Genomic DNA, 13,329 nt, shown 5'->3' with positions numbered 1-13,329 from the left:
ATTGAGCGTCCGCAATTTCGCGGATGTCCAAAAGATGGAGGCGAAGATGACCACTCTGACAAAAGGCCGCCTGATCTGCGGCGACGCCAAGCACCTGACGCGCGGCGAGATCTTGGGCGATCCGGAGTTCCTGCCGGGCGGCCGTGAAGTCGCGGCACTGAACTGAGACGGAGCGGGGCGGACTGATGTTCGCCCCGTCTTCCGCTTGCTTGATCATGCATAGCTTCGCACCCGGTGTTTACGCCGCCTTTCGAGCCCGCGATCTGGCGCTGCTCGACGCCCATCGCGGCGTCTATTTTTGCCTTCCCGACGCTGCAGATAAAATCCGGTCTGCAGGCTCCACCGCGTGTTGGATCGAGCCCAGCCTCGCCGCGGAGCTGGAAGGCGCGGGTCTGCTGGCGCGCGGCCCCGGTGCTCCAGCGCCGCACCTTCCAGACAAGCCGATACGGGACTTGCGGCGGCTAAGTACCCGGACCGGCCTGCTCCGAAACGCCGCGACATGGTGCTGGGCGCTGCGTGCTGGCCATCGCTTCAATCGCATCGACTTCGCCCAGGTGATAGCGGACGTGCAAGCTGCAAGGCCCGTACCCTGCGGAGCCGACGAGCAGAATCTAGAACCGGCCGTTGCGGCGTTTGGGGCGATCCTTCCGTGGCTCCCGTTTCAGGGGCAGTGCCTCTATCGCTCCTACGTTCTTTTGTCGGTGCTTCGGCGCTGCGGCCATGATGCGACCCTGGTCCTGGGCTTTCGGACGTGGCCCTTCGAAGCTCACTCATGGCTCCAGATTGGCGACCTGGTCCTCGACGACACCGTCGATCGTCTCGAGCGCTACACACCCATCCTGGCCGTGTGATGCGCGACTATCTGGCGGTGTTCGGAGGAGCTCGAGAGCAGGTCTCGTTGGCCGTCCAGAGGATCGCCGCCGCCAATTCTGAGTGGTCGCCGATCGCAGCCGACCATGGGTGGGCCGTACTGGCGCCCAAAGCCTCGGCGATGCGCGTGAGGCCGCTTCCAGCGCGACGCGGCGTGATCATCGGCGATCTCTTCGAACGCGGCGCGAGCGGGCCGCTTCAAGGTCGCGTGAGCGCGATCAGCACACCGCAGGCGTCCGCGGAGGTCGTCTGCCAAAGCCTATGTCGTCACTATTGGGGACGCTATGTCGCCGTCGTTCGCGGCGCAGATGACCAGGGCGTCCAGGCGTTTCGAGATCCTTCGGGGATGCTCGACTGCGTCACCTGGCGAGCGGGCGGGTTGGCGTTCGTGGCCTCGACCCTTCCAGACTGGCTTGCCGCCGCCTTCCTCCCTGTCCTGGCCATCGACTATCCTCATGTGCATCGCATGTTGCTCGACCGCTCGGCTGAGGTTGGCGCCCTGGGCTTGAAAGGCGTCGTGGCCGTCAATCCTGGCGCGCTCCAGGCGGTGGAGGCGGCTGAGGCCGCACGGATGATCTGGCGGCCGCAAACCTTTGTCGGCGTTGAGCGCCAGCAGCCGAAGGCGGCGGCACAGGACCTTCGCGATGCGGTCATCACCACGGTCTCGGCCCTGACCTCGCCCCATCGACCGATACTGGCGGAGCTCTCAGGCGGTTTGGATTCCGCCATTGTGATGGCGGCGCTCAGGGAGGTGCGCTCCGGGGGGCTGCACGCGCTCAACTACTTCTTCGACGCCGGTGAAGGCGATGAGCGAAGATATGCGCGTGACGTCGCCAGCAAGTTGGACGTCCCGCTCCACGAAGCTGAGCGGCCCGATCTGGTTCTGACCCGTATCCCCGACGCCGCCGTCACAAGCGTGCGTCCCAGCCTCAGCGCCCTGGACGGGCTTTACGAGCAAGACCTGATCCAACACGCCCGGGCTGTTGGGGCTGATCAAATCTTCACCGGGCAGGGCGGCGACAGCGTCTTCTTCCGATATGCGACGCCCTTGGTGCTGGTCGATGAGCTGAGCCGAATTGGTCTCGGCGCTCTGCGACCACAGAGCTTGGCGCAAACTGCGCGCCGCAATGGGATTTCGGTGTGGGCGCTTTTGGCTGGCGCGCTGCGGCGTGGGTCCGCGCCGACGGGCATGCCGACGCTTGGATTCGCAGTCTCTGACGGTGCGACCGCAGAGGACCACCCGTGGACGCTGGGTCTTGAGCGCTGGCCGGCCAAGCGTCTGCAGATTGAGGGACTGATATCCGCCCAGGCCTATTTCACGGCGACCCACCGCGGCGCAGAGCTGGACCTTTGCCAGCCGTTGCTGGCCCAACCCGTGGTCGAGGCGGCGCTGCGCTTGCCGGTCTCGCAGCTGACCCTTGAAGGCCGTGATCGGGGTTTAGCCCGACGGCTGTTTTGCGATCAGTTGCCAGGCAGCGTCATCCATCGACGCTCCAAAGGCAGCGCCGCGTCCTTCTACGCGAGGGTGGTGACCTCAAGCCTAGGGTTTCTGAAGCCGCACCTGCTGGATGGTCGCCTTGCAGCTCTGGGTATGGTCGACCGGCCGCGCCTAGAGGCTGCGCTGGATCCCTCGCAAATGATCTGGACAGGCGGGCAGCTGGAAATCCTGCAGGCCGCAGTCCTTGAAGGCTGGCTTCGTCATTGGGAAGAGCGGGTCGCCCGGTCCCCGGCTCGCCTTGCTGACCCTCCCTAAGCGTACGTCCCAACCACATCAGGACGGCGTCATAGAGTTTTCGCTGAGCGCCGGGGCTTGAGAGCACATGGCCCTCGCCCCAAAAGGTCACCAGGGCGCTGTCCTTTCCCTGCCGCTGCAGGGCCCTAAACATCGCCTCGGACTGATCAAGCCCCACGAAATCCTGATCGCCGTGGATGAGAAGGACCGGAACGGTCACACGATCGGCGGCCATCAAGGGACTATTGCGTACGTATCGATCAGGATCGGCCCAAGGCGGAGCCCCCATCGCCCCTTGGCCAGCCTCGGCCCATCCAGGACCCATCAGATAGTCAGGGTGATCGGGCGCGACGCGCTCCTCGGGCGTCAGGGCGCCCCACATGCCAATGAGATCGGCGACGCCATCTTGGGCGATCACGCTTGCAAAGCGATCCGTTTGGGTCGCCACCGCCAGGGCGGTGTAGCCCCCAAAGCTATGGCCCCACAGCGCCAGGCGATGGCGGTCGATTCCGCCCAGTGCGACGACCTCATCGACAACCTCCAAGATCTGGTCGGCGAGGCCCAGGGCCGGCTCGGCGCCTGCGGCTCTGGGCAAGCTTGGAACAAGCACCGCATAGCCTGCTGCGACGAGGACTTGGGCGCTGGGGGTCTGGGTGAGGGTGGCTCCACCCTGCATGGTCGGGGGGCGCGGGTGGACCGATCCGGGGTAGGGGATGACCACCAGGGGCGCGGGCCTTTCAACGCTAGCGGCCGGCGGCCGATAGAGCCAGCTGGTCAGGGCCTCGCCAGACGGGCCGCGATGCATGACGGGCTGTGGATTGATCAGGTCTACACCGGCCAGGTGTGTGTTGATCCGTGAGCGTTCCACAGGCGCCGCGCCGTCCCTTTGCGTCAGCAGGGCGCGCGTGCCGTCCGGGCGCGTTGCGATCCAAGCCCACACGTGGGGTGAGGCTGCGGCCAGGATATCGCTAGGCGCAGCCGGTCTGGAACCGCCGCGCTCGCCGCGGGCGTCAATGCGAAGGAAGCGGTCGTTCGCGCGAGCTACGACGAACTTGCCCTGCGATACGGCTTGCCTGGGTGCGACCGGATAGATCGGCGAGCGAAGGTATGGCGCAAGCGCGCCGGTCGCCAAAGGACGCTCGCGACCCATCGGACCCAAGCTCCATATGCGGCCTTGCGCCGATAGCAGCGCCTGATCATCGCCGATGACGGTTAGCGCAGCAGCGGCCAAATCCGGCGCATCCGACAGCTTGCCCGCACCATGATCGCTCAGACGCAGCCACTCGCCACGGCCGGCGGCGTCCGAATTCAAGACGAGAGGATCTTGGCCGAGCCATACTGCGCTCACCCTGGGCATTCGTCCCGAGACGTAATCCAGGCGAGGCTTTAGCCGGCTGTCCGCGACCGGCCGTCCCGATTTTGCGACGGGGTCGATGACCCACAAGCGGCCTTCGCTCCACGCCTCGCGGTCCCGTCGGGCGAACACCAGCAAGCGGTCGGGGCCTTGCGGCGCCCAGTCGAGCAGTTGCGGAAGCAGGTCGCAGCCCGGGCAGGGGTTGATCGTCGCCTCCGTGGTCAGGTCGATGACCTGCAAAGCGCGGCGGCGCGTAAGGGCCGCCGCGCCTTCAAGGCCGTCGTGCGGCTGGAGGCTACGCGGAGCGGTCAATTCGGCCGCGGCGACATAGCGACCTGAGCGGGAAAGCTGCAGATCGTAGAAGGCGCCCGAGGCGAGGGCGCGCCTCACGCCGGTGCGAAGGTCGATGCGCAACAAGGTCGCCGATTGCAGCCCTGGCTCAAGATCACCAAAACGCCCGCTTGCTCGCCAGGTGGTCACCCCGACGCCTTGGCCGGCAAGCCGCCATCGCTCCGGCACGACGCGGCGATAGAGGTTCGATTGCAGCAAGGCCGGCTGCGAGCCCGCAGGTCGCGCGACCATCACCAGTTCGTCCTCGCCCAGCCATTGGGCCGTCTGGCCAAGGTTTGGCGTCTCAGGCGTGACGCCGAGCCATCTGATCTGGCCGCTCTTCATTTCGACGACTCCCGCCTCAAGAGCCTGGCGGGCGAAGCGATGGATCAAGAGCTTGGAGCCGTCGGGCGAGAAAGCGATCGGCACGGCGGCGTCTTCGACCAACGGCCGAGCGCGGGCCAAAGAGTTCAGATCCACAACCATGATGCGCGCGGAGGACAGCCGATCTGGGACGGTGTCCACATAGTGATCCAGCGCCTGCAGCCCCTGCGTCTGCTCGAAGACGAGGTAACGCTCGCCTGGATCGATGAGCGCACGTCCAAAAGCCTGGGAGGCCAGCAAATCTTCGACCGTGAAGGGTCGAGCAAAGGCGGGCGCTCCCAGACACGCAAAGGCGAGCAGGATCGCGCCCACAAGTGAGCGAGATGACATTTTGCAGGACCTTGACTGAGGCTCGCCGCTACCAGCGCTTGGTGATCTGGGCCGAGATGAACCGGCCTAGCGGATCAGCATTGGCGGGATCGTACCCCACGCCCTGGGGCGCGTTGTAGAACGGCGGATCTCGATCAAAGAGATTTTGTGCGCTGACGGCGATGGCGACTCCGGTCAACGCCCCTGAGGTGTCCGGCGCTTGCCAGCGAGCCTGGACATCGACGGTTGTCCACGACCCGACCCTTGTTGATCCTGCCCCATAGTCATCGACATAGGAGATCGTCGTGCTCGCGGCCCAGGGACCGCGACTCCAGTTGAGCGAACCGCGAGCCCGCCAATCGACAGGAAATTCTGCGGTGTCGGCAAGCTCTACAACGGGTGCGGAGCTGGCGATCGCCCGCTCGTAGTCCATAAGCCAGGTGGCGTCGCCCTTGAGGTCGAAGCGGTTTGCGCCGACGTCAAAACGCCAGCTTGCCGACAGATCCACGCCCGAGACGTGCAGGCTGGCGGTATTGAGGTAGCGGCCATCGACGATCGCGCCAAAGCTGTCGGCCGGGACCAACCCCGGATTGCGATAGGCGGGCGAAGCCAGGAAGCTTTCCACCAGGGCGCGGTCGCTCGCGCTCGACCCCGGGCGCACCAGGGTGACGAAACTGGCCAGGCTGGGATCAAAGAGGGCGCGGCTCAGATACTCATTGGCCGGCTGGCCGATGCGGTCGCGATAGTCGGTGTCGAACCAGGTCAGGCTCATCCGCGCCTTGGGGGGCCAAGATGGCTGGTAGTCAAATCCGGCGGTGATGGTGGTCGCCTTTTCCGGAGCTAACTGGTCGTTGCCGCCGCTTTGGAAGAGCGCGATCAGGGTCGAGCCATCCCCGCGCGGCAAGTTGGTGGCGCTGATGGCGTAGGTGTCAAAGAGCTCGGGAAGGGTGGGGGCCCGAAATGAGGTCCCATAGGTGGCCCGCAGCTTAAGGCCTTCCATGGGCGACCAGTGGACACCGATTTTAGGGTCCGTCGTCGAGCCGGCCTCTTCATAGTGCTCCACCCGGCCGGCCAAGGACAGGGTCAGGCTCTCGGCCCCAGGGCGTCGGTTGTCCGGGCCTACGATCGGGACGTTAAGTTCGGCGAAGGCGGCCAGCACGTCGCGCTCATAGAGCGGGCGGATGATGGCCGATGGGCTCGCCGATCCGGTGAAGTTGGATCCGCCCAACTGGAAGCTCTCGCGCCGGCCCTGGGCGCCGATGGCGAGCTTGATGTCGCCCCCCGGCGATCGCGCCAAGACACCGTCGATCTTAAGGCTCGCCGTGGCGGTCTGGCCGCGCGTCTTCACCAGCGTCGCGCCCGACCCCACAAACTGCAAGATCGCCGCGTTATTGGACGCGCCGGACCCGAATGGATTGAAGTACCCGTCCCGCGCCGCCGAGAAAGACGTGGCCAGATTGTCGGCGGTGCGCCCCAAAGCTTCGTTCAAAAAGGCGCTGTTGACCAGGTTCGTGGTCCGCGAGATCGCCAGCTCCTGAGCGAACGCGGCGTAGGTCTCAGCGCGCCAGGTCCTTCCAAAATCGAGGCTTGCGCCGGCCGACAAGCCCAGGCTTTCGGAAACGCCGCGTTGTCGGCTGGGACCCAACTCTCGTGAGAAGGAGTAGGCGACAATCTGCGTGGGCGCGCCGCTGGGCGATTGAAAATGGGGATTGGCGGCGGTGACGACGGCGGCCGCGACGGCTGGGGACCCGTCAGCCTCGAAACGGCGACGGCTGAACCGTCCATCGAGGTCAAATTGCAGACGGGAGGTCAGATCAAGCGCCAGGCGTGTGTAGACGCTATGGCGATCTTGCTGCGGGATCAGGCTAAAGCCTTGACGGGGCTCGCCGAGATTGGCTTGGCCGGCGACGAACTGCGGCTGGCCTTCGGGGCCGGGGCGAACGGCGTAGAGCGGAGCGAGGCTGGAGCTGACGATCGTACCCGGGACGGCGTAGGGCGTACGCCAATCGGACCCGCCAAATCGGCGCAGGTCGGCCGATCGGGTGTAGTCGCGCTTGGCGCCGGCCAGTCGGTCGCGATGCTGATGCTCGTAGGCGATCAAGACCTGACCGCCATCCCAGGCCCGGCCCAGGGTTTGGGCCACCTGATGCTCTCGCGCCCCGCCCTGGGCTGAGCCAACCCTGGCGCGGGTCTCAGCACCATCATAGCCGTCCAGGAGTACGATGTTGACCACACCGCCCACGGCGTCGGACCCATAGAGGGCCGACGCGCCGTCCAGAAGGACATCCACCCGCGAGATCGCCGCCGTCGGAATGGCCGAAACGTCCGCAAAGTCGCCCTTGGAGCCCGTGCCGGCCATCCGCCGGCCGTTGACCAGGACCAGGGTGGCGTTGGCGCCCAGGCCGCGCAGATCAACACCGGTCGCGCGGGCGCCGTTGCTGGCGCGCGGATCAGACCCTAGCTGGGCGGTGTCGGGGGACGCCGAGGCGCCAAAATTCTGCGGCAGGGCTTGAAGGACTTCGGCCACGGTGGCGTAGCCGGAACGATCGATATCGTCGCGATTGAAGACCACGATCGGGGAGGCGCCATCGCGCACGCCGCGAATGTTGGAGCCGGTGACCACGACTTCTTCCAGGCGCGTGGGCTCGGGCGCGGCCAGGGGGTCGGCCGCCGGCGGCTCGATGACCTGCGTAGCGCCAGCGGGGGTCGATGCCGGAAGCAGGGCGCCCCTCTCTTCGGCGGCGGGCTTTATGATCAGCACCCCCGGCGAGGTCTCGATCGCTACAAGACCTGATCCCTTGAGCAGGGTTTGAAGCGCCGCTTGCGGGGGCAAGGTCGCGTTGAGCGGCGGGACGGTGCGGCCCGCCACCAGCCTGCTGGGGTAGACCAACTGCAGTTTGGCGGTCCGCGCCAAACCGATCAGGGCGTCATTCAACGAGCCGCCGGCGAGATTGAAGGCGATGGAGCCGGCGTTTGTCTGGGCCTTGGCTGGCGGCGCGCTCAGCGCGCCCAGGGCGGCGAAAGCGCAGGCGGCGAGCAGGTAGGATCGGGTGGATCGGGTCATTTGGCGTCTTTGTCTCCCAAAGTCCGCCGCACGGATGTGGACGGTCCTAGGAAGCAGAGAGTCAAAAAAGCCGGATTCACCCTGACCGCACTCGCAAATAATTTTAAGCGCCCGCGCCCCCAGCTCGCGTCAGCACGGTTTTGCCGTTTCGATCCTTGCGCGCTTGCAGGTCGTACAAGGTGGCGATCGCCGAGACGAAGGCGTCTGTCTCGTCGGCCTTGAACACCCCGTTCAGACGTTCATCGGCAAGATCATCGGCGCCCAGCACCACCTTGGACTTGGTGTAGCGATTGATCTCGGCCACGGCCGCGTCCAGGGGCGTTTCGCGGAAGGTCAACTGGCCTGTCGTCCAACTGGTCGCCTCGGCGGTGTTGCTGATCCGCCGCCGGCTCACCTCGCCGTCGGACTGCGCCGCCAGCTGCTCACCCGGCCCAAGCGTGTAGGCCTGGGCGCGGCTCTTGTCGGTGGATCGAACCTCCACCGCCCCCTCGACCAGAGTCACCACAAAGGCCCTGTCGGCTCGGCGAACGTCAAAGCGCGTTCCAAGCGCGGTGACCGCCATGTCGCCGGCCTCGACTACGAAGGGGCGTTGCGGGTCGTGCGCCACGTCAAAGAAGGCCTGGCCGCGCTTGAGCACGATGCGTCGGCCGTGCGATCCGAACCGCACGACAGCCTTGCTGTCGGTGTCTAGACGCAGCTGGGAGCCATCGGACAGCTCCACCAATCTTTGCTCGCCCACGGGGGTCTCGTACGTCGGCGCGGCAAATCTTTGATAGCCCACAGCAGCGCAGGCGACAGCCAGGCCCGCCGCCAGGGCCAAGACGGGCGGGCGTCCAAGAGCGGAGAGCGCCGACCTTCTGCGAGGGCGCAAAGCGCGCTGGGCGATGCGATGAATGTCAGAGTCGCGCTCAAGCACGTCGGCGCTACGCCACATCCGTTCAAGCTCGCCATAAGCCTCATCGTTGGCCGCATGGGCTCGCCAAGCGCGAAACTCGGCGATCTTGGCCGCCGTGATGTCGGTGTTCTTAAGATGGGCGAACCATTCGGCCGCTTCTCGCCGGGCCCGCCGTTCGTCACTGTCGTCGTGGATCATTAGATCGGACCTGACCTGGCAGGGGTATCAGAGACCAAAACACAGATAGCGCCCGTTCGCCGGGAGCGCAGCGATTCATACGCGCTTGCCATGACAGGACAAGTCAACCTGATCGACCAGAGCCGCCCGGATCGTTGAGGGCGGGGCGGGCGGCGACCGCGCGTCTTATCTGTTGAATGATAGGCCGCGCCATGCGTCGGCGGCGATCAAAGTATCTTAGAGCCAGATGAGGCGCCTGAGCTTGGCCGATCGCAGCGGCCAGCTGTTCAAGTTCGTTGGCCGCGTCGTCGATGATGTAAGGCTCGGCCTGCCGCGCAATCGCCAGGCGGTCGCTGATCATGGCGAACGTCTCCATCAGGACCGGACTAGCGCCTTCTTGCATGAGGGCTCGCAGGACCTCCTCGGCGCGCTGGGCTAGGGCGGCCGGGTCTGACAGGCCGGGCGCAGGCGTAAGAGGCGTTACCGCGCGCCTGGACAGGCCCAGCTTGGCGCCCGCCACCAGCAGGAGCTGGCTGGCGCCGTAGAGATCCTCAAGATCCTCCACGCCCAAGGCTCGCGCGAAGTAGCCGACGCCCGGGCGAGCCTCCAACAGCCCGGCGCCGCTCAGCAAAGCCAAGGCCTGGCGCACCGGCGTGGGGCTAAGCTTCAGGGCCAAGGCGATGTCGTTGGCGACGAGGCGTTCTCCCGGCGCCGTCGCCCCGTCGCGCACGCCGTTGCGGATCATTGTGACGGCGAAGTGGAACTGATCGCTTAGTCGCCCCACCTTGCCCCCTCCGTCCAGCCTCGCCTCTATCGCAGGGCGCCTTAGGCCAGGAGTCGAGGGTGCGGCGACGGCAAGCCTCCAAATGGGTTGCAACGAACTCCGGCATGCAGGCCGGCGGCGGGTGATGGCGGGTTGTAGTGTCGATGGCCGCCGGGTCTTCGGCGCCTCGTGGCGGGTCGTGAATCTTTCTTGCGCCGGACCGACCTGCGCGGCGCCGCTCAAACCGCTTCAAATCTGCACAATCACGTCTCGAGCGGGCAAGCGATCCACTTGGATTGATTGCAAATGAGAGCTTCGTGCAACCTAGGAGCGCGTAAGAGTCGTTGGTTGATTTCTCATGAGTTCAGATGACAGTCCCCGCACCACCAAGAAGGGCGCCCTTGGCGAAATCTTGGTCGCGATCCGCGAAGACCGGGGCCTGAGCAAGATCGAAGTGGCCCGTCGGATGGGCCTGAGCGAACGGGCCTATGGGCGTTTTGAGGCCAGCGACCTTTGGCACACAGAGCGCGTCTTCGCCTTCGGCAACGCCACCAACTGCGACGCGCTCGGGATCTTCCTTGCGCTCATTCTCGGGCGTCCTGAACTGGCGATCCGGGTGAGCCGCAACAAGCTGGCCCTGATGATGATGGAAGCCTTCAGCCGGCTGGACGAAAAGATGGGCGATGACTTGGCGCTTCTTGAGGCCGGGCCGTTTTTGAACGTGGTCACCAACGCCATGGTGCAGTTTGGCCTGCAGGCTCGCGAGACCGAAGACATCGCCCAGATCGTCATCGAAGGCCGCTTTCCGAGTCTGACCGTCAGTGACTTTTATGCCCGCTACCGCAAGGCCAAACCCGGGTAGGGGCGTTTAGCGAACGCCTCGACCGAGCGTCAGGCAAGCTCGGCCGACACCTGGCCGACGGTCGCATTCGGAGCGGCCAGCCGTTCGACCATAAGGTTTAGCCAAAGGCCAAGGCGGTCGATGTCCAGGCCTTCGATCTGGCCGTGGGCCAGTGCGATGAACACGCGCTCCAGATCGCCCGAGACAAAGACCAGTTCGGCGACGCTATAGGCCGGCATGATCTTGAAGGGGCGGACCTCGACGTTGGGCAGCCGCAGAGCGCCAGCGGCGATCGATAGCGGGTTGAAGTGAAAGCGGGGCAGGGGCCGCGCGTTCGAATCCAGAGCCTGCAGGATGCGCGAGCACGGAATAGCCGAAAAGCCTCTCGCCGTGGTGAGAGACTGGTCGATGCGCGCGACGAGATCGACGATCGACAACGAAGCGTCCAGATCGACGCGCGCCAACAGGTCGTCGGACATGAACCCGTAGAGATCAGGACGCGATGGCGGACGATTGGCGTGCGCCTCGCTGAACGCGGCATGGGGCGAGCGGGTGATGGCATGCTGCAAGAGCACCAGGAGCAGGCGATGCAGGGCCGTGGCCTTCAAGCCCAGGGTCTTTGACGCGGCCTGGACCGGCTCGCGCGCCAGCCGCACTAGTCCGTGCCGCTCCTTTGGCATGGGAAAGAAGACCTGTTCGCGCGGCCACAAGGCGACCGCGGCCGGTCTCATCCAGTCAACGGCGCGCGCCTTTAAGGCCGCCGCCTCCTGCGACTGCAAGAACGCCAAGCGGGCCTTGGCTTCGGCCCCCACGTCATAATCGGCGTCCTTGCGCGTGACGGCGGTGCGGCCGCGAACCCGGTTGGAGATCGCGCGCAACAGCATGACGATCGAGAAGCCGTCCATCAGCAGATGATGCGCCGCCAGCACCAGCACGTGGACGTCGGCCCTGCGACGCACCAGCGTCGCCTCCAGCAACGGGAAGGCCGACACCTCGAAGTTTTGGTCAGCGGCTCTGCGCACGGCTGCTTTGAACCCGGGGCCGTCGCCCTGGGCGTCAATGAAGTTAAACGGGGGCGGGACCGGGCTTGTCAGTCGGGCCGGCTCAGCGCCGGGGCCGCTGAAATAGCCGCGCAGGGAAGGGGTCTCGCGGGCGAGTTCTTCAAAGGCGCGCCGCACGGCCTGCACGTCCAGCGGACCCGTCAGCTTGGCCGCGTAGACGAGATTGGTGCCGGGCCCAGACCCCGTAGGGCCAAAGCGTGAATAGAAATAGGGAAGGGCCAGGCTTTCACGCAGGCTAAGTGCTTGGTGTCCCATCACGCCGGCTCGAGGACTGACGAGGGCGCCGCCTCTAGAGCCTGGACTATGCGCGCAGCAACGCCGGCGGCGCCCTTTTCGCTCTCCAGACGCGCGGCCAGAGCGTGCCGCGCCGACACCGGAAGGGCTTCAGCCGCCTGCAAAACGTCTATCAGGGACGTTGCCGTCAACTGGGCGGGCTCCAGGGTTGTCGCGGCTCCTTCGCGCACCAGCCAAGCGGCGTTGCTGGGCTGGTCGTAGACGACCGGGGACACCACCTGCGGCAAGCCTGACGCCAGACCCATGGACGTGGAGCCGGCGCCGCCATGGTGGAAGAACCCCGCGCAAAGCGGCAAGAGGCGCGACAGGTCCGTCATCCCGCACAGGATGGCGACGTCGTCGATCTTCTCGACGGCGTCACCTAGGGCTGGATCGATCAGGATCGCCCGCCGGCCAGATCGGCGGCAGGCCTCGGCCGCCACCTCGAAGAGATCGGGGCGCACCTTCAAGAGCGTGCGGCCCGACCCGGGGAAGAACACCCAAGGCGCCGGTCCCTGATCGGCAAAGGTCTGGGCGGCCTCGACCAAGCGTGTCGAGGTCTCGCCAGGGAAGGTGCCAAGAATAGTGTTGGAGCGCCGCTCATAGGGGATGGTGTCGAACCAAGGCGGGAAGAGCTCGATGAAATGATCGAACTCAAAGACATAGTCGCCAAGGAAGCTGCGCTTCGGATCAGTCACAGGCGGCGGCGGATCATCCATTCCATAACCGCGGAACGCGGCGCGATAGGCGGTTTCAGAGATTGGCCGTGGATTGGCGAAGGTCACCATGTGGTTGGGGGCCAAAACGAGGCCGAAGGTGGTCAAGCCGTGCGCCTTGGCGGCCCACAGCGCACCAAAGGCGTTCGGCAGGCCGACCACAACGCAGTCAGAACCGCTTTCGCCCGCGGCCGCCTCGATCGCTCTGATCTGGTGGGAGAGGGCCGCGCCGGCGCTGTATTCAGCCAGCCACGCCAGGTCGCGGTCGACCCCGCGGCTGTCGGTCAGATCGCGGGCGTAGCCCGCCGCCGATCCATGGCCGATGAAGCGTACGCCCGGCGCTTGCGCGTGGGGGGCGAAATAGGCCGGCGCCACCAGATCGACCTTGTGCCCAAGATCTGCGAGCGCACGCGCCAGGCCAAAGGTGGGTAGGAAGTCGCCTAAGGATCCGAAAGTCGTCAGGACAAAGTGCTTGCGCACAATTGCTTCCACGGCTGACCGCGACATGACATCCCCACAATGACTTCGAATGGCGTTAGGTGACGCCACCCTGCAAGGCA

At 65.8% G+C, this 13,329-nt stretch carries 8 protein-coding genes and 1 pseudogene; 3 read left to right on the top strand and 6 right to left on the bottom strand.

The window, feature by feature from the left end:
- Positions 1–185: 185 nt before the first annotated feature.
- Together O5K31_RS16455 and O5K31_RS16450 are read left to right on the top strand one after the other, a co-directional pair.
- Entirely contained in the window at positions 186–851 is a 666-nt protein-coding gene (locus tag O5K31_RS16455; protein ID WP_269714832.1) for a lasso peptide biosynthesis B2 protein, read from the top strand.
- Positions 851–2,623, top strand: coding sequence for an asparagine synthase-related protein (locus O5K31_RS16450; RefSeq protein ID WP_269714831.1), 1,773 nt, complete (start codon positions 851–853; stop codon positions 2,621–2,623). The genes O5K31_RS16455 and O5K31_RS16450 overlap by 1 nt, the downstream gene beginning before the upstream one ends.
- Before the next feature lie 55 nt (positions 2,624–2,678).
- Here O5K31_RS16450 and O5K31_RS16445 read toward each other — a convergent pair.
- The 4 genes and pseudogenes from O5K31_RS16445 to O5K31_RS16430 all read right to left on the bottom strand — a co-directional run.
- Positions 2,679–3,278 (bottom strand): annotated as a pseudogene (locus O5K31_RS16445) (alpha/beta hydrolase family protein); the annotation flags it as partial.
- Between the two features lie 1,750 nt (positions 3,279–5,028).
- The gene (locus O5K31_RS16440; protein WP_269714830.1) at positions 5,029–8,043 is read right to left on the bottom strand and encodes a TonB-dependent receptor; all 3,015 of its coding nucleotides are present in this window, start codon (positions 8,041–8,043) and stop codon (positions 5,029–5,031) included.
- Between the two features lie 103 nt (positions 8,044–8,146).
- The gene (locus tag O5K31_RS16435; protein WP_269714829.1) at positions 8,147–9,136 is read right to left on the bottom strand and encodes a FecR family protein; all 990 of its coding nucleotides are present in this window, start codon (positions 9,134–9,136) and stop codon (positions 8,147–8,149) included.
- Positions 9,137–9,239: 103 nt separating this feature from the next.
- The gene (locus O5K31_RS16430; protein WP_269714828.1) at positions 9,240–9,899 is read right to left on the bottom strand and encodes a GntR family transcriptional regulator; all 660 of its coding nucleotides are present in this window, start codon (positions 9,897–9,899) and stop codon (positions 9,240–9,242) included.
- Between the two features lie 337 nt (positions 9,900–10,236).
- On the opposite strand from O5K31_RS16430, the gene O5K31_RS16425 reads away from it, so the two are divergent.
- On the top strand, positions 10,237–10,740 hold the full coding sequence (locus O5K31_RS16425; RefSeq protein ID WP_269714827.1) for a helix-turn-helix domain-containing protein: 504 nt from the start codon (positions 10,237–10,239) through the stop codon (positions 10,738–10,740).
- A gap of 29 nt (positions 10,741–10,769) precedes the next feature.
- On the opposite strand, the gene O5K31_RS16420 is transcribed toward O5K31_RS16425, so the two are convergent.
- Together O5K31_RS16420 and O5K31_RS16415 are read right to left on the bottom strand one after the other, a co-directional pair.
- The gene (locus tag O5K31_RS16420) at positions 10,770–12,035 is read right to left on the bottom strand and encodes a condensation domain-containing protein (RefSeq protein ID WP_269714826.1); all 1,266 of its coding nucleotides are present in this window, start codon (positions 12,033–12,035) and stop codon (positions 10,770–10,772) included.
- The gene (locus O5K31_RS16415) at positions 12,035–13,249 is read right to left on the bottom strand and encodes a glycosyltransferase (protein WP_269714825.1); all 1,215 of its coding nucleotides are present in this window, start codon (positions 13,247–13,249) and stop codon (positions 12,035–12,037) included. Before O5K31_RS16415 ends, O5K31_RS16420 begins: the two co-directional genes overlap by 1 nt.
- Between the last annotated feature and the right edge of the window lie 80 nt (positions 13,250–13,329).

Source organism: Caulobacter sp. NIBR2454 (genome assembly GCF_027474405.1).
GTDB lineage: Bacteria > Pseudomonadota > Alphaproteobacteria > Caulobacterales > Caulobacteraceae > Caulobacter.
This window is presented reverse-complemented; position numbering and strand designations above follow the sequence as displayed.

Coding starts and splice junctions, on each gene's coding strand:
- O5K31_RS16420 (WP_269714826.1), bottom strand. CDS start 12,035: ATGGGACACCAAGCACTTAGCCTGCGTGAAAGCCTGGCCCTTCCCTAT.
- O5K31_RS16450 (WP_269714831.1), top strand. CDS start 851: ATGCGCGACTATCTGGCGGTGTTCGGAGGAGCTCGAGAGCAGGTCTCG.
- O5K31_RS16440 (WP_269714830.1), bottom strand. CDS start 8,043: ATGACCCGATCCACCCGATCCTACCTGCTCGCCGCCTGCGCTTTCGCC.
- O5K31_RS16455 (WP_269714832.1), top strand. CDS start 186: ATGTTCGCCCCGTCTTCCGCTTGCTTGATCATGCATAGCTTCGCACCC.
- O5K31_RS16435 (WP_269714829.1), bottom strand. CDS start 9,136: ATGATCCACGACGACAGTGACGAACGGCGGGCCCGGCGAGAAGCGGCC.
- O5K31_RS16425 (WP_269714827.1), top strand. CDS start 10,237: ATGAGTTCAGATGACAGTCCCCGCACCACCAAGAAGGGCGCCCTTGGC.